Below are 20,966 nucleotides of genomic sequence, written 5' to 3' on the forward strand. Positions count from 1 at the left end.
TTCTCTTTCTGTAAATAGTTTTTTTGTCATTTTCAACATTCTCCGATCCCAATTTTCCTTTTATTATACAAGAAATACCCTATAGAATAGACTTTTTTCAAGTGTCTATTCTATAGGGTACATTTTAGAATATCCTACAAGTTCTTTTTATTATATTATTAAAACGGGAACAACAAACTATTTTAACATTCAGTACAGGGAGACCATTTTGATTATGGCTTGATTTTATTATAAATCAAATATAAGCTTTTGAAAGGTCTAGATTTTGAAAATTATGTGAATTAAAAAGCTACGATGTTTATATTAGATTTCATTTACGACCAACTTCTGCTTACTTAAATACACTGCACGATCTGATTTTTTAGCAACCTCCTGTGAGTGCGTCACAACAATAATGCATTTATTCTCTTTATGTGCAAGTTCTTGAAATAGTTCTATTATATCCATTGCAGTTTCCTCGTCGAGGTTTCCTGTCGGCTCATCTGCAATCAGTAAATCAACATTACAAGATAGTGCTCGAGCAATTGCTACACGCTGTTGTTGTCCGCCGCTTAGTTGGAGGACGTTTCGTTTCGCTTCAACTTCTGTGAGTCCTACCCTTTCTAACAATTCTAATGCTCTTGCTGTTTTATTTTGCACTTTAACACCCGTAATTTCCATTGCTGTTAAGACATTTTGAAGAGCTGTCATATAGGTTATCAAATTATAAGATTGGAAAATTACAGATACATTTTGATTACGGTATCGATCCAAACCAATTTTTCTAATATCTTTACCATTATACAGTACATAACCATTTTTAGGGACATCCAGTCCACAACCTAAGCTCAGAGTTGTGGTTTTACCAGATCCAGATGGTCCTAAAATCGTGTAGAAATGTCCTTTTTGAAAAGAAAAGTTAACATTATCTAGTATCGCTACATTTTTCCCATTACTTTCATAATAATAATCCAAATTTTTAAACTGTAAAATCGTCTCCATATTAAGCCTCCTCATTCATCTTTTAAAAGAATTTGTTTTGGGTTTAAACGTAGAATAGATAATGCTGGAAGAAGCGTTGCTATTATAGCAATAGCTAGTCCAATTCCACCCATTTTCCCTACATCTTCTCCTGTTACACTTACATCAATTTTATCAATTGGATCTTCTTTTTGATTTTGTAGAGTACCACCAGATCCAGCCATCATTACAGTACCATGTTGCGAAGTATCTGTTTCTTCGCTTGCAGTAGCAATTTCATTCGAAAGTAAATTATCTCCGATATATTGAGAAACTTTAGCTCCTGTTGTTATGGATAATCCAAATGCTAAAATAGCGACACACACTACTTCTACTACGAATTGCGCTATCAGTTTCCACTTTTTCTCTCCAATAGACAATAGAATTCCCATTTCTTTACGACGTCCTTTAATTGATAGCATAATGATTAATCCTAAAATAATTGCACCTGCAATCGATACAATATAAATAATCATTTGAGAAGTCGAAGAGATATTTTCGATAGGACCAATCATTTGCTTGTACAATGAATCATGCGCATCTAATTTATAATAATTAAAATCAATGTTAGATTTTTTTGCTTCTTTTTTAAATGCATCAATATATTGTGGATCATTCAAGAAATACACGACTTGACCACTACTTATACCTTGGTCTACTTCTAATTTTTTCATAGTTGAATGCGGCATATATAGTTTATTAGCTGGATCCATAATAGGAGGAGCCTGTTGACCCATTGCTTGCTCATTTGTTTCGTAAATGCCGATAATTTCAACCTCAAGAGTTTCCTTCTTATCCCCTGATTGTACTTTAACTTTGTCTCCTACTTTCAAATTGTTTAATTCCGCTAATCGTTTTTCCATTAAAGCTACATTCTGATCTTTCATTTGCTCTGTTATTGGTTTTCCATCAATGATTTTACTTTTTCCGTTTTTAAAGCTTTCTTGTAATGCAGTCTTGCGAATTCCCTCAATCATAAAAGAAGCATTCATATCTATTTCTGTACCAGAGCTTGAACCGCCTCGCACAGCCGTCATTCCCACTTTACCTTTTCCTTCTTCTTCTCCTTCTGAAGCTCCTACTAGTTTAAGCCCATCAGAAATACCGAAAGTGTTAGCTATGTAATTATAATCTTTTACATACTTGGACTTCGCTAATTGATCTGTTTCTTTTGCATCGAGCTGCGGCGGATTTGGCATTTCTCCAGTTTCCTTAGCTTTTTGACCTATTTTGTCGAAATCAAGACCTAAAGTAACATCTGCACCAAGTTTTTTTCTTGCAGCATCCGCTGCTTTTTTTGATGCATTTTGGATTGTGAAACCTGAAAGAACCAAATTTGTAACAATCAGAAAAACTGCCATCAAAATTAATGATGTTCCTATCCTTTTTTTCATACTGAGAATTGCTCGTTTCATAAAATTCATTTTTTCTTACCTCCTTGATAACTTGTATTCTATATAGGTTATCTAGAGTTTATATGGAGCTAATCGGTAGTTTAACTAGAGATATAAGGAGTTTATGTGTAGTTATTCATTTACCTGTTCAAGAAAAACTAGAACACAAATTCAAAAATGCAGTCGTTTTTGAATATTGGTAAGGATTTAGTCAATTTAAGAGACTTATAGAAAAGAGAGGTTAAGCTTAATTTAATGTATATAATATAAAAAATATATTTATTGTATAATTTCTATACAATAAATATAGAGAAGCTATTTGTGAATATCTAGATGGGAATTGTTAAGTTCCTCATAGAAATTACATCTTTTAATAAGAAAAGAAACAAGTTAATATTCTTTTATAAGGATAAGAATATTAACTTACTTCTTAAATTTTAATATAAATTATTTATAGTTTTATTTTATTGCAAGATTTATAATATAATATACAAATTTATCACCTATTTTTATAATTCAAGCACCTACTATTAGGAAAAGAGAATATTTCCTAATTAATTTAAAACATAAATTTTGTCTATGTTTTAAACAATATGTATTTTGGAGGAGGTTAATTTGATTTTTTCAAAACTCATTGATCGGTACGCCTTATATGATTTACACAAAAAAAGAAGTGTAGCGTTTCAGTTTACTTCCCTTTCTAACACTTCATTAAATATAAAGAACATAGAATCTTTTTATAAAGTAAAACCATCACATTTTCATTTTGACATTAAGCATTCAAAGCAGGAAAATGAATACATAGTTGGGCAATTCAACTATAAAAGCTCGGTTCAATCCAATGATTCACGAAACGACTCTGTAACTGGGGAATTATTCTTACATGAAAATGAAAATGCACCTCATGTTATCTTTGTTCACGGTTGGAGAATGGATTCTAACGAACGTGTGAAAAAAATATTCCACGATCATATGACCAGCCTGAAGTGGAATATGTATTATTTCACTCTACCCTATCATTTTGAAAGAAAACCCGATCAATCCTTATTCAGTGGAGAGTATATGGTAAGTGCAAATATTGAACGAACATTACAAGCAACTAGACAAGCGGTAGCTGATTTACGAGCTTTGATTAAATGGATTAAAGCAAATAAAAAGGGGCCCCTGATTCTAATAGGAATTAGTTTAGGCGGATTTATTACTAACTTAACCTCTCTTGTTGAAGAAGAAATTGATGTGTTAGCATCCATTTTCTATGCAAATCGACTTTCTTATTCTATTTGGAATACAACTCCAGGTAAATTTATTAGAGAAGACTTGGAACATCATGGTGTTACGTATGATGATTTAATAGATTATTGGAAAATCACTGAACCGAGTCAAGCATTGCCAAAAGTAAAAAAAGAAAATATTTTATTAATTTCAGGTAAGCATGATCTATATGTGCATTCTGAGGATACAGACTACTTGTGGGAATCTTGGGAAAGACCTCCACGATATATTTATAAATGTGGGCATGCCGGGATCGTTCTTAAACGTAAAAAAATTGCAACTGATACTATTGATTTTATTCAAAATCGATTGAACTCCCCACACTTATCCAATGTCATGCCTTAAATCGCGAGATTACTAAGTACAAAATCTTATACTTATATTGTTATATTTTTTACTAGTCACCTTTGTAAATCTTCGCCCCTAGCCTTACACGATTGAAAATGAAATAAAATAAATAACTAAGGAACTAATTTACCATATGGAAAAACATTGCTCAACATTTTCACTAGTAGTCCCTGTATATGCAATATTACATATAAAAATCTTTATGTATTCCGTTATTAATTTAAAAGGAAATTATTCATCCATTAATCTATACCATCCGTATTTGCAGTTAAGGATACCCTAATTACATATGAAAAAGAGAGAAGAACATTGGTTAGTTCTTCTCTCTTTGTTTATTTTTAAGATAACTATCTATAAAATTTTGCTTTTCATAATTCTTCATGAGTCTAGAAAAGAATCTAATCCTTTTCTAGACTCAAAAAGAAATTTTTCTAATGTACATAATTACAACGACATTAAACCACTTTGCTCTTAAATCCACTACTTGTATTATTGATTGCATGAAACTCCTTCTTGAGAAAGGTTTTAATTTCTGAATATTCTGTTGACCGTTATAACATATTCAATTTACAATTTAATTGTGGTGTTCTTTCACAATTAAACTACTTAGAATACACTTCATTTATTTGAAAACAATTACAAATAGAGGTGCTAAAATGAAAACTAGAGTAAATCCAGAATTATTACAAGGGTTAGAGATGTTTCCGGATCTCGATTTACGCCCAGAAAATTTGCAATCAATCAGAGAAGGAATAGCTCAAATGAGACCACCTACCGTTGTTGATGACTCTCTTTCTTTAACAGATAAAGTCATTGTTGGGCCTGATGATAATCCGTTACCATTACGAATTTATCGTCCAAAATCAAATCATGAATCTTTACCTGTCTTATTATGGATACATGGTGGAGGTTATATCTTAGGGTCGATAGATGATAACGATGATACTTGTATGAGGTTTGCAAAAGAAGCTAGCTGTGTGGTCGTGTCTGTAGACTACCGCTTAGCACCTGAACACCCTTACCCAGCACCAATTGAGGATTGTTATTCAGCTTTAAAATGGATTGCTGATAATGCAAAGTCATTAAACATTGATTCGAATCGAATTGGGGTTGCAGGAGTAAGCGCTGGCGGTGGACTAACAGCAGCATTATCATTATTAGCCCGAGATCGAAAATATCCTTCAATTTGTTTACAAATGCCACTATATCCAATGATTGATGACAGAAATGATACACCTTCAGCGAATGAAATTAAAGAGGGATTTGTTTGGAACCAAAAGGCAAATGAAGCTGGCTGGAAAATGTATTTAGGAGAAATGTATGGAACGGATCAAATCCCTGTCTATGCAGCACCTTCTCGAGCTGAGGATTATAGTGACTTACCGTATACTTACACATTTGTTGGTCAATTAGATCCATTCCGCAGCGAAACATTAACCTATGTAAGCAAACTAGCACAAGCTGGTGTTGATGTGGAGTTTCATTTATATCCAAATGCCTATCACTGGTTTGAAGGGTTAAATCCAAATGCCGATGTATCTATTTATGCTGTGAACGAAATAGTACAAGCAATAAAGACTGGTTTCAAACGAGTATCCAAGGTTGAGGCTTAATCCCATTACAAGAGAAACACTTATAAATAGTATATATGTATTTATCATTTAAATATAATAGCCGATTCTAAATAAGAATCGGCTATTAATATGTAAAATCCGCCTAATATATTAAGGTTGAGAAACAGATATAAGATGTTTAGGCGATGTGTTTATTTCCTCTGCTAATGCTTTGATGTTCATCATGATTTGAAGTATTTCTTCTTTTGTTGTCCTTGGGTTGATAGAGCAAAGTCGAATTACTACTTTTTCTTTTAATTTAGTCGTACTTAGCATAGCAAATCCTCTTTGATTAATTTCTTCCACCAATTTTTTGTTTATTTCATGAATTGTATCTGTAGATGTTAGCTCACATGGAATATAACGAAAAGTAACAATTCCTAATTGGGCAGGTGTTACTACTTCCCAATCTTTTTCTTTCCTTAAAAACTCTTCAACTTGTTCAGCTAGCATAATGCCATGATCAATTGCCTCACGAAAAGCTGTAACTCCGAATGCTTTAAAAGAAAGCCATACCTTTAATGCTCTAAATCTACGAGAAAGTTCAATTCCACGCTCCCCAAAATTCACTTTTTCTTCTATATTAGTTTCTGTATCCTTAATATACTCTGGGATCATACGGAATGTTTCACTTAAATATTGGCTATTTCGAATAAGTACACAACCAACATCATAAGGCTGAAAAAGCCATTTGTGCGGGTCTAACGTTAAAGAATCGGCACGATGAATTCCACTTAATAACTCCCTTCCTTTTTCACTGAGAATTGCTGCAGCCCCATAAGCACCATCCACGTGTAGCCATATATCTTCATCACCACATACATCAGCCAATTCATCGAGGGAGTCCACCGCTCCGCAATTCGTTGTCCCTGCATTAGCAATAACACAGAATGGTTTTTTCCCTTTTAATCGATCTTCTTTTATTTGTTTTCTTAAAGTACTAACTGAAATTTTTAAATCTTCATCTGTCTCAATTCGGCAAATTTGATGCTGTTTAAAACCTAATACTTTAAGTGCTCGATCTACAGAAAAATGAGTTTGGTTAGAAAAATAAACAATCGTATTTTCTATGTCATTATTCAGCTTGACCTGTCTCGCTACAGTAAGTGCAGTCAAATTAGCCATGGAACCACCACTGACAAATAGTCCTTCAGCTGAATCAGGGAATCCTAGCATTGATTTTAACCAGTTAATTGTCGTTAATTCAATTTGTTCGGCACCTGCACCTACTATCCAAGCTGTAGGAAATACATTAAACCCACTTGCTAAAAAATCTGCTAATACACCAACATAATTATTAGGACCTGGCACAAAAGCCATAAAATGAGGATGATCCACATGAGTAATTTGATTAAACACATTGTTATTAAGAAAATGAAGTAATTCCTTTGGATTAGATCCGTTTTCCGGAATCGTTTCAATTAGCTTGTCTCTAAAAATATTACTATCAATCGTTTCTGAAACTGGTTTACTTTTTAAATGATTCATATGATCAACAATCAAGTCAACCGCTTGATATCCTAACTGACGCATCTCTTCGGCTGATAACTGCAAGTTTTTTGTCATTTGATTTACTCCTATTCTATTTAAAAAGGCGAGTTCTTGCTCGCCTTTTTATTTTTTATAATTTGTAATCACCAATTGCTTGTATTGGATTTTGAAGAATCATGTTGATTAATCCATGGATCTGATTTAATATTTCCTGTATTTTCTCTGCTTCATATACCGTTTGATCAAATCCAAACTTTATTGTAAGTTTTTCTTCAGGGAAGCACATAATTCCATACTTTACATGTGGCTCATCAACAACTTCGTAATCCGTGATAGCAAAATGTCTGTTTTCATTTGAAGAAAAGATTGCTGGATTAGTTGGATAGTTTTCAAAAACCCAAAGATGGTCAGTCAACTCAGTTTTTAATTCACTTTGCTTTTGTATATCAACAAATGAATAGTATGCATACTCATTACATTTCAATGTCTCTAGTTGTACCTTTTGCAGAAAATCCACAAAAGATTGCGTTTCTGTCCATGCTAATCGGATAGGCAAAATATTTGTGAACAGACCGAACATATTTTCAATTCCTTCTACTTCGGGAGGTCTGACTGATACTAGATTAGGCAATACTACTTCTCTCGTTCCGTTAAATTTGCCAAGCAATATTCCCCATACAGCTAGTAATGCCGTATTCATAGTTATATTATTTTTAGTTACAAATGTCTGTAACTGATCAGTCAAATCCTTGTCTAATGTTAAATCCATAAAAGTGAAGTTTAACCCTTCACTTTTAGATGGGACTTTCTTTTTAGGAATACTAATTTTCTGATTGTATCCTGATAAATAATCTCGCCAAAAATGACGTGCTTTCTCATGATCTTGTGCCAAAGTCCAATCTATAAATGTTTCAAAAGGTTTTACCATAGGTAACTCCGCCGTAGTTCCCGCATTTGTAGTTTCGTAGAGCTGGAATAATTCGTCTATCAAAATGCTGACGCTCCAACCATCACATAATAGATGATGGGAACTCCAAATTACCTTATACTCGTTATTACCTAGTTGGAATATACAGAGACGGGTCATAAGTTCACCATTTTTAAATCCTTGACTTAAATTTTCATTCATCCACTGATCTAGGAATTCTTGCTGTTCTTGTTTCGTCATCTCAATCAAGTTTTTTATTTCTGAATTTATTTGAACATCATATAGAACAGCTTGCCAAGGTTTTGCTTGTTCATCTTGCACAATTATTGTTCTTAAAGAATCATGACGATCAACTAATTGTTGGAAACACTGAATAAAGAGTTTAATATCCAGCTCCCCCTCAAGTGCCCAAATTGTTTGTTCAAAATATGCATTTGTATCAGGTTCATTCGTAGCATGCTCATAAATAACTTCCTGGAAAGGTGCTAGCGGGTAAATACGTTCTATTTTTATATCCGGCATTTTTTCTTGTATTTTGGTAAGTGTATGTTGATTAAGTTGTTTATCTTTAACATTTAGTAATGTAGCTTTATTATCGTTCATTATATTTACATCATTTGTTTGTGAACTTGAAAACTGGTCTAGCTTTTTAACAAATTGAACCATATCTCTTAATATAGGAAATGAAAATAGATTTTTTGGTTCAAGCTCGAATCCTTGTCGATACAGTCTAACGGACACTTGAATTGCTTTTATCGAATCTCCACCTAAGGCGAAGAAATGATCATTTACTCCAACTTGATCTATTTTGAGTACTTCTTGCCAAATACTAGTTAATATTTTTTCCATTTCAGTTTTTGGGGCAATAAATACTTCATTTTTTTGTTTCTCCGGAGTAGGGAGCGCTTTTCTATCTAATTTCCCGTTTGGAGTCAGGGGTAATTGGTCCAAATAAACAAAATAAGAAGGAATCATATAATCTGGCAAGTGATCTCGCAAATGCTTTCGTAGTTCTGTTGTACTAATATTTTGCTCAGTTACCACATATGCAACTAAAAATTTTATCCCGTTCTCATCTGTTTGATCAATTACGACAGCATGTTCGACTTGTTTATAAGTTAGAAGACAATGAGAGATTTCTTCTAACTCTACTCGATATCCCTGAATTTTCACTTGGTAATCTTGGCGGCCTAAAAATTCAATATATCCCTCAGAATGCATTTTTCCACAATCTCCTGTTTTATATATAAGACCAAAATCAGGATGTGAAACAAACGCTTCATTTGTTTTCTTTTCATCATTTAAATATCCTTTAGCAAGGCCCACTCCCCCGATATATAAATCTCCAATTACACCAATAGGGCACATTTTCTTTTCATAGTTCAACACATAATACGTTTGGTTTGCCAAGGGCATCCCGTATGGAATACTATTCCAATGTGATTCCACCTGTTTGACCGGATAATAAATTGACCAAATCGATGCTTCTGTTGCCCCTCCTAGTGAAACTACTTCTGCAATCGGAAAATGTCTTTTTATTTTTTCTGGTAAAGAAAGCGGAATCCAATCTCCACTATGTAAAACTAAACGTAAAGAAGGATATTCAAAATGAGAACCTACTTGATCCAATGCCAAATCCATGATTGCAGGCACTGTATTCCAAATTGTAATCCCTCTACGTTCGACAGTGCGGATTAATTCTTGCATGTCTCTCGGATCACGAATCATTACTAACATTGCACCTGTGCTTAAAGCTCCGAAAATATCGTATACAGATAGGTCAAAACACATGGAAGAGATACCAATAATACGATCATCTTCATTCACCTCATATTTTTGATTTATGTCTTGAATAGTATTTGTAACCGCTTGGTGAGTAATAATTACTCCTTTTGGTTTTCCTGTACTTCCTGAAGTGTATATAATATAGGCAATATCTTCTGGACCAGCAATAGCGGGCATATCTTCTGTTGTATAAAATGACAAATGATTTTCTTCATAAAGACTAGGTTCTAATAAAAGCTTGCATGAGCTATTTTTTAAAATATATGTTTGGCGATCTAAAGGATGATCGGGATCAATCGGAACATAAGCGGCACCTGATTTTAAAATACCTAACATATTAACAATTGTGTCAACTCGCCTTTTTGCTAAAAGACCCACTTTGTCACCTAGACCAATACCTTGCTCTTTTAAGAAGTGGGCAATTTGATTAGAACGTTTATGAAGTTCCGAGTATGTTAACCATTCTTGTTCAAATACCACTGCTACTTCATCCGGTGTACGTTTTACTTGGTCTGTAAATAATTGATACAGAGTAGTTGAAGGTATTTTTTCTGTTGTTTCATTGTATTGCTTAATTAAAGTTTGATCCGATTCTTTTATCTGCAAAGATGTTATATCGCTTTGTTTCACCAATTGTTCCAATAAGTCAACAAATTGGGAAAACATTGCTTCTATTACATCAACATCAAACAACTCTTCAACATAGTTCCAGCTAATTAGTAACTCTCCATTTTTTTCAATTACTACATTATCCAAATACACTTGTGGAGTCCGAGCATGAATATAGCGAAGAGAACCAAGTTGTTCCCAAGAGAAAGCACCTGCACCTGCTAACATCGAGGTGAAAACGATTGGCATAACTGCTTTTGGCGTCATTTGATGATATCGAGTAAAATCTCGAATAAAGTTAACTCCATCGTAATGACGATGTTCAAGGCCATCTAATAAAGTAGCTTGCGTTTCTTTTACTCTAGTAAAGAAAGTTTGCTCTGGTTTTACATCAACATCCAATAAAATAAGCGATGTGAAATCTCCAACAATCTGTTCTACTTCATCATGAACAGGATAACGGTTAAATACAGTCAAGTTAATTGCTAATCGACGTTGATTACTCCAATATGCCAACACATCACCATATATTGTACAAAGTAGAGCGGAAGGAGTTACCTCTTTCTCTTGTGCTAACTTTCGTAGCTTTGTCCATTTTTTATTATCCAGGATTTTTGTAAGTGATTGGAATTTAGGAGTAGCAATCTCTGCTGGATCCTTTTTTAACAGCAAAGAAGGTGCAAACGGAAAGTCAGGAAGCTTACTTGTCCAATAATCTTTTGCTGTTTTATATTCTTCGCTTTGTTCCATTTCATCATAGATAAACATATAATCTTGAAAATCAAAAGATAAAGATTCTAATTTTTGATTTGGTTTATAATAATAATGCAACAAATCCTGTCCAACAATGTTCATGCTTGCTCCGTCCATTAATAAAGCATCGTATCGAAAACATAATAAATATGTGTCTTCTTTTAAAAGAAAAGCTTTCAATTCAAACAAAGGCCATTGCCCCAAAGGGAATACATGGTTAGTCATTCGAGAACGCTCTTCTTGTAAGCGAGCATTTTGATTCCTATCATCTAAATCTATGAGACTCACTATTTCAATCTCGTAATCAGGAACGCTTTGTAATATTTGCTGTTTTCCCTCTGGTAAAATTACAGCTCGCAACATTGGATGACGATGGATCACCTTTTGAAAACTTTTTGAAAGACGATTGATATCCAATGCTGTTTCATATTCAAAATATGTTTGAGGTGAAATACCACTTAATTCAAACTGTGAATTCCTTCCTAACATATACGCCGTCTGAACTTCTGTTAAGGAAAATGGATTAGACAAATCTTTAACATGAGTTGGTTTACTTTCAAAGTTTTCTTCTTTATGCTCTAACTTTACACAAGAACTCAGTTGAGCGATTGTAGGGTGCTTAAAAAAATCTGTTGTACTTATTTTTAAGCAGTCTTTTCTTAATAAATTAATTACCTGAAGTGCTTTAATAGATTCTCCTTTTAATGCAAAAAAATTATCATGAATACCGATTCCCTCAATCTCCATAACTTTTTCCCACGCACGCACCAATTTTTGTTCAATTTCATTGCGCGGGGCAACGTATGGAATTGATACATAATCCGTTTGGGTTATATCCAATAACCTTTTTCTATCCACTTTTCCATTTGGATTCAATGGAATCTCTTCTACCTGAATCATTTTTTCAGGAATCATAAACTCAGGTAATTTATTACTTAAATATTTTCTGATTTCACCAAAAGACACCTTGTTATCCGATACATAGTAGGCAGCTAATAATTTCCTATTTCCATACACTTGATCAACAACGATAGCCTGGTTTATTTCTGGATATTCCCTTAATTGAGTTTCGATTTCTCTTAATTCAATCCGATACCCTCGAATTTTCACTTGATGATCCATTCGACCTAAATACTCAAGTTCTCCATTAGGCAACCAACGAACGAGATCACCTGTATGATACATCATTTCCCCTGCCGCAAAAGGACTCTGTACAAATTTTTCATCTGTCAGTTTACTTTTACCAAGATACCCTCGTGCTACCGCTACTCCAGCAATGCAGAGTTCACCGGGAATTCCAAATGGTTTTAATTGGCCATACTTATTCAATATATAGGAATGATAATTCGGATTTGGTTTGCCGATCGTAACTTCTTTGGAAGTGCTCAAGTCTTTTACTGTTGCGCAAATGGTTGTTTCTGTGGGACCATAAATATTTAAAATTGTTGCTTCACTGATACAACGAATTTTTTCAACCAAATCAATGGAAAATGCTTCTCCTGCTAATAAAATAGATTTTAAATCTTTTAGAAAACTTGCCCCTTCTGGATCACTCAAAATCACTTCCATTCGCGATGGCGTTGATTCCCATAAATCCACCTTATGTTTTTTGACCAAATGAGCCAATTCTTTTGTTGCAAACTGTTCCTCTGTAGCAATTACTACTTTTGAACCTTGCGTTAAAGGAAGACATATTTCTAACAAGGAAATATCAAAAGATACACTAGCAAGAAACAAGAATGATTGATTAGCTTTTACTTTTTCCCTCATTACATTTAAAAAATGAACTAGCGATTTTTGTTCTATCATTACCCCTTTTGGATTTCCTGTCGATCCTGATGTGTAAATAACATAAGCCAAATCATTAGGATTATGTTCTCGTACTAAATTACTTTCTTCACCTTGGAAAAGATATTCTTTATCAAGATACAGTACTTCACCCGCAAATTGCGGCAATACTTCCTCTGTTCGCTTACTAAGTAAATATTTTGCTTGACTATCTTGTAACATATATTCAATTCGTTCAGTTGGGTAGTTAGGGTCGATTGGTAAATACGCTGCTCCTGCTTTTAAAATCCCCATCATACCAATAATCATTTCTAATGACCGATCTACCATAACGCCAATAATACTTTCTTTTGAAACACCTTTACTTTGAAGAATAGAAGCCAATTGATTCGCTTTCTTATTCAATTCTCTATATGTCAAAGATTGATCATTACAAACAACAGCAATTTGATCTGGAGTTTTTAATACTTGCGCTTCAAACAAATCTTGAAATGATTGAAACAAGTCTATGCCCGTTTGAAAAGCATTCAATCCTTCTAACAACTCTTTTTCTTCTTCTGCAATAATACAAATATCTTTCAATGCCAAATTCGGATTTTGTAAAACTTGCTTTAAAACATAACAATACGAATTGGCAAACTGTTGCAAAGAAGAGAATGAACGGGACTTACAAGAAATTTGAAATTCAAATTCATTATGTATTTCATTCCATTTTCTTCGTATCCATAGGGCTAAATTATTCTCTGCGTATTCTTCTAGCGAATTTTCATTATGTAATCCTTCCATCCCGATTACAATTTGAAAAGGAGTTAAATTGTGTTTAACTAATAATTCAGAGAGCGGATACTCCTGATTTTCATACCCGAATAAAGTCGTTTGTTCAATCTCATTTACTAATTGTTTAAAGGTGTGATGCGGATGGATTTCACTTCCTAAAGGAATCAACTTATTAAGATTCTCACTTTGTTCAAGATTCTTTTCAATTATAGGAATACCAATAGTAATTCTTTCTTGATCTGTATAATGTGCCAAACAAACCCTTAAAGCGGCTTGAAACCAGCTAAATAATAATAAATCTTGAGACTTACTTATTTTTTGTATACTTTTACTAAATTCTACATTCACTATGACTTGAACGTACTCACAAGGTGTTTCTTTATTTAGTTGGTAATCGCTATTAAATTTAAATACAGAAAAATCGAGAATCTCGGAAGATAATTGCTCCTTCCAAAACGCTTCTACTTCTTTATTTTCATGAATTGAACTTCGATCTTTAATGTGCATTTTTATCTTTATCCCCCTAATATTCATTTCTTCTACTCGTTAATTTTTAAGCCAACTTCAAGCCCATGGAGAAACACTTGATGATTATCCAAACATAAAAATTGCTGAATATCTTCAAATTTCATATGACCAACTGAACAAACCCCTAAATTTAATGTCTCAGCAACCATATTTAAGGTAGCAGTGATAATGCCTGACTCAATACAAGCAAATAAATATCCATCTGAACCGTATTTCGGGATGGAAGCGTTCGCATTATAAACCAAATAAACTGAGAAGGCAGATTGAGTAAATAAATCCTGATTAATTAACTCATGATCACTTTTGATTACTTGATCAATGTTGTTTACAATCACAAGACTATTTTTTGATGGGTTATAATAATAAAATCCAGCTTTCATATCCTCTATACGTTTTGGTTTTACATAAACAAAGATATCAATGGGATAGAGCCCGCCTGCACTTGCGTAATGATAGTATATTTTTTCTTCCCTAACCTGTTTTAGAGTTGATAAGAATCGGGAAAATTCCGAAAAACTAATATGTTTTTCCATATCAAATTGACGACAAGACCTACGTTCCTTGATTATAGTAGGTAGCTCATTTGTTGTTTCAAGTTGAATTTCGGTCGACCGTGCAGCAACGTGCGTGCGATTTAATTGTTCACTCATATACTTATCTAACTTTTCTTTAGAAAAGCGAATCTGGTTGCTATATGGATTTGAAAAAATCTTTTCTTGTGAAGAAAATACTTCTCTTGGGTGTAATATATTACTTACTAACACACGATTTTTTATCATGAGCTCTATGTTTTTTTGTGTCTCTTCTACATTTCCTAACGAAAAGCGCTCTACTAGTTCACTAATTTTCACACCTTTTTGAGCCATAAAATAAAAATCTGGAAACCACTCAGACAGAATACCTGTAAATCTCATTTCCCCTATCAAAACTTCATTATGCAACTTCTCCCAATGCTTAATCGGAGACCAGTAATAAATTTTCTCGCTCATATAACCCTCCATAAACGTTTAACTTATTTTTGAAATGCAATTTTCTAATTTACAAAAATTTTTTCGGATTCTGCTCCTTGTCTCATAGTGATTATAAATACATGCACTTTAACGAAACTTGAAAATAATGAAATAACTTTTTCTTCATTAAAATTTTTTATTTCATCATAAAAAATGATTTCTTTTTGGATATTTCACATCCTTTCCCATAGTAATCCTATAAGGTATAAACCATTTATAACATTGAGAATATTCATGTATTTCCAATGTGAAATTATTGTAATGGATTGGAGAGCGGTTGAATATAGTTATTAAATCAAATAATGTTGAGAAAGTTTTATTTATTATATCGATAAAATTTTATGATGTAATTTATTACAAATAGATTAAGAAAAGAGTTTTAAATTTTTCTTAATCAGTTAGTGTGAAAATATCACATACTATTACATACAATCGAGTTACTTACATTTCATATTCAAAATAGAGAAAAGACACCTTGAATGGTGTCTTTTCTCTATTTTAATTCCATATACTTTTTACGCCTTTGTTATTTTTAAACGATTTGTAGGAATTAATACAACTCGAACATCTAGTTCGTTATATGTGCGAATATATAATAAACATTATATGAATTACGAATGGATTTCAGGTAATTTTATAAATAAACTCAAAGATATCTTCTCCTCCTACTGTCACAAAAGAAATAATCTATTGCTTATTTCTTTTATTAAATTGTAATATAATTACAGTATGTGAAATTATATTACATTAACTTTAAAAACGAAGTGAGAATAATCTTCACTTCGCTTTTTTTATTTGCAATCCTTGTTAAATTTGCTCAATGCAGTATTTATTTCCACATTCTTCGCTTTTATTTAATCGGTTTCTCTGTTTTTAAGACAAATGAACTTAATGCAGGAACTTTAATTTTATTGTCATGGACAACATAAAGTGGTTTACTTCCCGCCTGCTTGCTGTCTACTAGTACTTTCCAAGGCCCTTTCGATGGAAGTGTTATTTCAACAGCTTCTCTATTTGCATTGTGAGCCACTGTAAAGTATTCATTTTTATTCCCCTCTATTGTATAAGCTACAGTATTTTTCGGAGCATCAATAAATGATACGTGTGTTTTTATTTGCTCTGCAGATGTCATTCGAAAAGCTGAGTACTTTTTGCGTAATTCTATTAAACCCTTCATATAATCTACTTCATTATTAAACGTTGCACGGCGCAGCCAATCCATCTGGTTAATTGAATCTGGAGATTTGTAACTATTATGATCACCGTATTTCGTCCGCATAAACTCTTGCCCTGCATGTAAAAATGGAACTCCTTGTGATGTTAATAAAATTGAAGAAGACAATTTGTGCATTTGTTTTCGCACTTCTTCACTGTCACCTGAATTAGTTAACTCAAGTTTATCCCATAATGTATGATTGTCATGTGCTTCCACATAAGTTAATACCTGTTCCGGATCTTGATAGGTAGACGAATTTGTATCGTAGTCAATACCTGCCGTAATACCTTTTTTAATACGATCTTCCATGTTTTCCTTTCCATTTATAAAACCATTTTCCTTTTCCTCAAATACACTACCTTTCAACCCATCACGTATATTATCGTTAAAATGAGCAATCCCTTTCATTTTCTCTGCATTTTTTTGATTTGCTTTCAGCTCAGCTGCAAGAGGTGTATTTAAATCCCATCCTTCTCCGTGTAGTATAATAGAAGGGTCAATTTGATTAACAGCTTTACGTATTTCATTCATCGTTTCATAATCATGAATACCCATTAAATCAAAACGGAATCCATCTAAATTGTATTCTTTTGCCCAATATGTGACGGAATCTATCATAAATTTCCTCATCATTTTTCTTTCTGAAGCAGTATCATTTCCTACTCCAGTTCCATTTGCAAATGTTCCATCTTCATTGTAACGATAATAATAACCTGGAACTAACTTATGGAAATTAGATTCAGCAGCGTTATACATATGGTTATATACTACATCCATCACTACTCGAAGATTATTATCATGTAGTGTTTGAACCATTTGCTTCAATTCAGTTATTCGCACAGTCGGCTCATAAGGATTTGTAGAATAGGAGCCTTCTGGAACGTTGAAATTTTTAGGATCATATCCCCAGTTATATTGCGGTTCATTTAAAGTCTCTTCATTTACAGAAGCATAATCAAATATCGGTAAAAACTGAACGTGAGTAACACCTAGATCCTTTATATGATCAAGTCCTGTTTTTACACCTTCTGGCCCTTTTGTTCCTTTTTCTGTTACACCTAAATACTTCCCTTTCTGTTTAATACCACTTTCAGGTTGGATGGAAAGATCGCGTACATGTAACTCATAAATAATAGCATCTTCCGGATTTTTAAATTTTGGCTTTTTGTTTGCTTTCCATTTTTTCGGATTTGTTTCTTCTAAATTAACGACTGCCCCTTTATCCCCATTTACAGAAGCAGCACGCACATATGGATCAACCGCTTCAGTCCACTTATCACCAATTTTGACCTTATACGTATAAAAGAGCCCTTTTTGGTTCCCCTTTAGTTCTGCTGTCCAAGTTCCCTTTTCACCTTGTTGCATGTTTATTTCAGCACCTATTTTATCGTTCCAGTTTTTATATGTAACTAACTTCGCTTCACTTGCAGTAGGAGCCCATAAACGGAACTTTGTATGTTGCGGAGTATATGTATTTCCTAAATCGTTACCACCATAATAAAATAAATTATCAAATTCTTCGCTACGAATGACTTTACCAATTTCAGTATTCGTATCAGCTAAGTTTTCAATTTTAACTTTGTATGTTTGTTTTAAATCAATTCTCTGTTCCGTAATTATTTTAACCTTATTAGTAATATCTCCACTGTTTGTATCATAAGGAGTAATATTTTTAATTTTAATGCCTTCAATTTCAATTTTCTTTTCCTTAATATGAAACGGGACATTAGTCGTTACAGTAATTTCATTGAAACTATCAATAGTTGCTTTTTGAATTGAGAGATCCGATGAAGGCTTAGAGTTATATACTTTTTCATCACCCGAAAGAATCCATACTTCAGCACGACCGTCCTTTATATTTTCAATCCAACGATCCCCACCATCTTTTTCCCATTCATTTGTTCGAACTATAAATCCTACACGATTATAGTCACCGTCTATTTTTATCTTAGCGTATTTTCCAAATTCATCTTCACCAGTAAATTCATAAGATGTACCATTTGCATTTTCTCCCCATAACCAAAGATTCCAGTCTTTTGTATTTCCAAGCTTTTCTTTGTAATGAATGATAATTTCAGTTGTTTTCGAATTTGAAACTGCCTTCACACTCTGAAAAGAGAAAACAGATGATAACATAATGATTAAAGTAAGTAATAAAACTGTTTTATTAATTAATCTTTTTGTAATTTGCACCACATACACCCTTTCTTCAAATATTACTAACGATTTATTATGCTTTCACTGAATAAAACTGCTTAAATTTATCTAGAAATCTCTTTAACTTCACCTCCATATTGACTATTTTCACGTATGTATTTCAATGACCTTTTTATTACGGAAACGTTTGCATTAATACTTAAAAAAATAGATTTGTTAATGCCTTCATATGTTTGTAAATGCTAAAAGATCAGGGAAATCATTTTAAAGCAATCGTTTGTTATCGCTTTCATTTTATAGACTTTCTATCAAGAGGTCAATATATTATTAATTTTCTGTTTTTATACACTTTAAACCTTATTTATTTGTCGCTACTTCTTAAAGAGAAAGCGCCTCATTATTGCTTAGTCAGTTTATTTTCAATAATACATTGCTATGAAAAAAACAGCTAATATCCTTAAAATGACATTAGCTGTTTTTCATAATGTATTAATATATGAATGAGAACTATATTTCTAAATTACTTAATTTTTGCTGCATCAAATGCTTTTTGAACTGCTTGAACTTCAGCTGTATTCGCACCATATTTATTAGTTGCCACTCGAATACATGCTGATCTCAATTCTTTGAAATTAGAAGTCATGTTTAACTCATCTGTATTTGCATAATAGAAAATATCAAACATTTTATCTTCACCAATTCCTTTAACAGTTACTCCGTTATGAGTTCCGCCTTTCGCAATGAGATACGCAACTTTATTAATAATACTTGAATTAAAATGAACACCGCCTTGATCCCATCCATTAAAATCGTTAAATTCACTGTAATCATCTGGATAAGGTACTCCAAGTGAAGATGGAACAGAAGCTGGGTTTTCCATATCACGGAAAACAGATCCCGTTTGTTCTCCCATTGTCCAGTTGAATTTTCCATTATTTACGTATTTCTCAATAGATGTTCCCATAATATCAGATAATGCCTCATTAATCGCACCGGATTCTCCGTAATATTCAAGATTAGATTCGCTAGAAGTAACAGCGTGTGTAAATTCATGTCCAGCTACGTCATATGCTTTAACAATAGGATCGCCATATACAAGCATACTTCCATTATTAGCACTTAATGCATTCTGCCAATTTTTCGGATCATTCGTCTCTTCAGAATCCCAAGCGTGTACAACTGAAACTACTTTTTGTCCTTTATTATCAAAGCTATTACGCTTGTATTTATCTTTATAAAAATCAAATACTTTTGTTGCTAAGTAATGAGCACTTACTGCTTTCGGATCGTTAAATGTTGCCGAAGTACTAGTCGCTAATGTACCAGGATAATAGCTTTCTTCTTTAGTAATATCTCTGTAATTCACATCATATGTTTCAATGCCTTGCCCTCTTGTATAATCAGCAAGAGCATATTTGCCATTACTTTGTTTAGAGATACCAAATGAACGAGAAATACCTAAATCATCTTTTCCTGTTCCAGTTAATGATGTAAGACTGCTTTGTTTACTTTTCTTTAAAGCTCCAACTAGTTTGTCACTGGCTTTTAAGTTAGATTCTTGTACCATATTTTTTAACATATCACCATTTTGTGCATTTACTAAATAAGTACCAGAAACATAGTTTGGTGTTGCAGCTTCAAAGGTAACTTGGTATGCATTTTTAGCTTCTCCATTATCTTCATCAACAAAAATAACCTCTTTAACTTCTGGCTCAGAAATAAACTTGATATCGTTACCGTACTTCGTATAAATAAATTGTTTTGCTTCATCTTTTGATAGATTAATAGGTTTTTTCAATTCTTCTTGTTTTAAATTTTGCGCGCTATCACCTGAAACACTTTTAATAACACCCTTATTATCTACGTGTGCAGTTAATTGATGGCCATATACTTCTTTTCCTTCGTATGTTTGCTGCATACGCACAAGTGTAGTTCCATCATACGAACCACGTTTTTGAAGGACTTTATAATCTACCCCTGCTTCTCCATTGACTTGTTTTTGGGACAGAGCTTGCTCTGTTTTCTCCTTAAGTGCATCCTTTACTACATTTTCTGGTGCCTTTTGTGACGGCTGTGTAAGTTCACCCGAACGGAACGATTCCTCTTGAATTTGAACTTGTAGTTGATCTGTTTCCTCCGCATGACCTACGCCATATGGTGCCACAGCTGTTAAAGCTAATCCTGTTGTTAATGCTACCTTAGTTAATGTCTTTTTGTTTTTCATTATTTCACCTCGTATAATTTTTGAAATAGAAAGCTTGTACAAAGTATACTGTCTATTCCTGTCGGAAAAAAGAG

At 33.1% G+C, this 20,966-nt stretch carries 9 protein-coding genes; 2 read left to right on the forward strand and 7 right to left on the reverse strand.

What is annotated here, in order from left to right; translation table 11 throughout:
• Positions 1-303: 303 nt before the first annotated feature.
• Together D1166_RS07815 and D1166_RS07820 are read right to left on the reverse strand one after the other, a co-directional pair.
• The gene (locus tag D1166_RS07815) at positions 304-981 is read right to left on the reverse strand and encodes an ABC transporter ATP-binding protein (protein WP_030025800.1); all 678 of its coding nucleotides are present in this window, start codon (positions 979-981) and stop codon (positions 304-306) included.
• Between the two features lie 11 nt (positions 982-992).
• On the reverse strand, positions 993-2,423 hold the full coding sequence (locus D1166_RS07820) for an ABC transporter permease (RefSeq protein ID WP_097856752.1): 1,431 nt from the start codon (positions 2,421-2,423) through the stop codon (positions 993-995).
• 585 nt (positions 2,424-3,008) lie between these two features.
• On the opposite strand from D1166_RS07820, the gene D1166_RS07825 reads away from it, so the two are divergent.
• Both D1166_RS07825 and D1166_RS07830 read left to right on the forward strand, forming a co-directional pair.
• Positions 3,009-4,010 carry an alpha/beta hydrolase gene (locus tag D1166_RS07825; RefSeq protein WP_097856018.1) on the forward strand — a complete coding sequence of 334 codons (1,002 nt, stop codon included), beginning with the start codon at positions 3,009-3,011 and terminating at the stop codon, positions 4,008-4,010.
• A 659-nt stretch (positions 4,011-4,669) separates the two neighbouring features.
• Positions 4,670-5,626 carry an alpha/beta hydrolase gene (locus tag D1166_RS07830; protein WP_000857944.1) on the forward strand — a complete coding sequence of 319 codons (957 nt, stop codon included), beginning with the start codon at positions 4,670-4,672 and terminating at the stop codon, positions 5,624-5,626.
• A gap of 111 nt (positions 5,627-5,737) precedes the next feature.
• Here the strand turns inward: D1166_RS07830 and D1166_RS07835 are convergent, their stop codons facing one another.
• The 5 genes from D1166_RS07835 to D1166_RS07855 all read right to left on the reverse strand — a co-directional run bounded on the left by D1166_RS07835 (position 5,738) and on the right by D1166_RS07855 (position 20,892).
• Entirely contained in the window at positions 5,738-7,192 is a 1,455-nt protein-coding gene (locus D1166_RS07835; protein WP_000164811.1) for a pyridoxal phosphate-dependent decarboxylase family protein, read from the reverse strand.
• Positions 7,193-7,247: 55 nt separating this feature from the next.
• On the reverse strand, positions 7,248-14,264 hold the full coding sequence (locus tag D1166_RS07840; RefSeq protein ID WP_118043265.1) for a non-ribosomal peptide synthetase: 7,017 nt from the start codon (positions 14,262-14,264) through the stop codon (positions 7,248-7,250).
• 32 nt (positions 14,265-14,296) lie between these two features.
• The gene (locus D1166_RS07845) at positions 14,297-15,274 is read right to left on the reverse strand and encodes a SagB/ThcOx family dehydrogenase (protein ID WP_033667158.1); all 978 of its coding nucleotides are present in this window, start codon (positions 15,272-15,274) and stop codon (positions 14,297-14,299) included.
• An 871-nt stretch (positions 15,275-16,145) separates the two neighbouring features.
• A complete protein-coding gene (pulA, locus tag D1166_RS07850) occupies positions 16,146-18,704 on the reverse strand; it encodes a type I pullulanase (RefSeq protein ID WP_097856016.1) in 2,559 nt (852 codons plus the stop codon).
• A 484-nt stretch (positions 18,705-19,188) separates the two neighbouring features.
• A complete protein-coding gene (locus D1166_RS07855; protein WP_097856015.1) occupies positions 19,189-20,892 on the reverse strand; it encodes a M4 family metallopeptidase in 1,704 nt (567 codons plus the stop codon).
• Positions 20,893-20,966: the final 74 nt, after the last annotated feature.

Origin of the sequence: Bacillus sp. ISO11, assembly GCF_003458115.1 — a bacterium.
GTDB lineage: Bacteria > Bacillota > Bacilli > Bacillales > Bacillaceae_G > Bacillus_A > Bacillus_A cereus.

What these genes read in the sequence shown, in the direction of transcription:
- D1166_RS07855 (WP_097856015.1), bottom strand. Translation starts at nt 20,892, where the DNA reads ATGAAAAACAAAAAGACATTAACTAAGGTAGCATTAACAACAGGATTA.
- D1166_RS07815 (WP_030025800.1), bottom strand. Translation starts at nt 981, where the DNA reads ATGGAGACGATTTTACAGTTTAAAAATTTGGATTATTATTATGAAAGT.
- D1166_RS07835 (WP_000164811.1), bottom strand. Translation starts at nt 7,192, where the DNA reads ATGACAAAAAACTTGCAGTTATCAGCCGAAGAGATGCGTCAGTTAGGA.
- D1166_RS07845 (WP_033667158.1), bottom strand. Translation starts at nt 15,274, where the DNA reads ATGAGCGAGAAAATTTATTACTGGTCTCCGATTAAGCATTGGGAGAAG.
- D1166_RS07840 (WP_118043265.1), bottom strand. Translation starts at nt 14,264, where the DNA reads ATGCACATTAAAGATCGAAGTTCAATTCATGAAAATAAAGAAGTAGAA.
- D1166_RS07830 (WP_000857944.1), top strand. Translation starts at nt 4,670, where the DNA reads ATGAAAACTAGAGTAAATCCAGAATTATTACAAGGGTTAGAGATGTTT.
- D1166_RS07820 (WP_097856752.1), bottom strand. Translation starts at nt 2,423, where the DNA reads ATGAATTTTATGAAACGAGCAATTCTCAGTATGAAAAAAAGGATAGGA.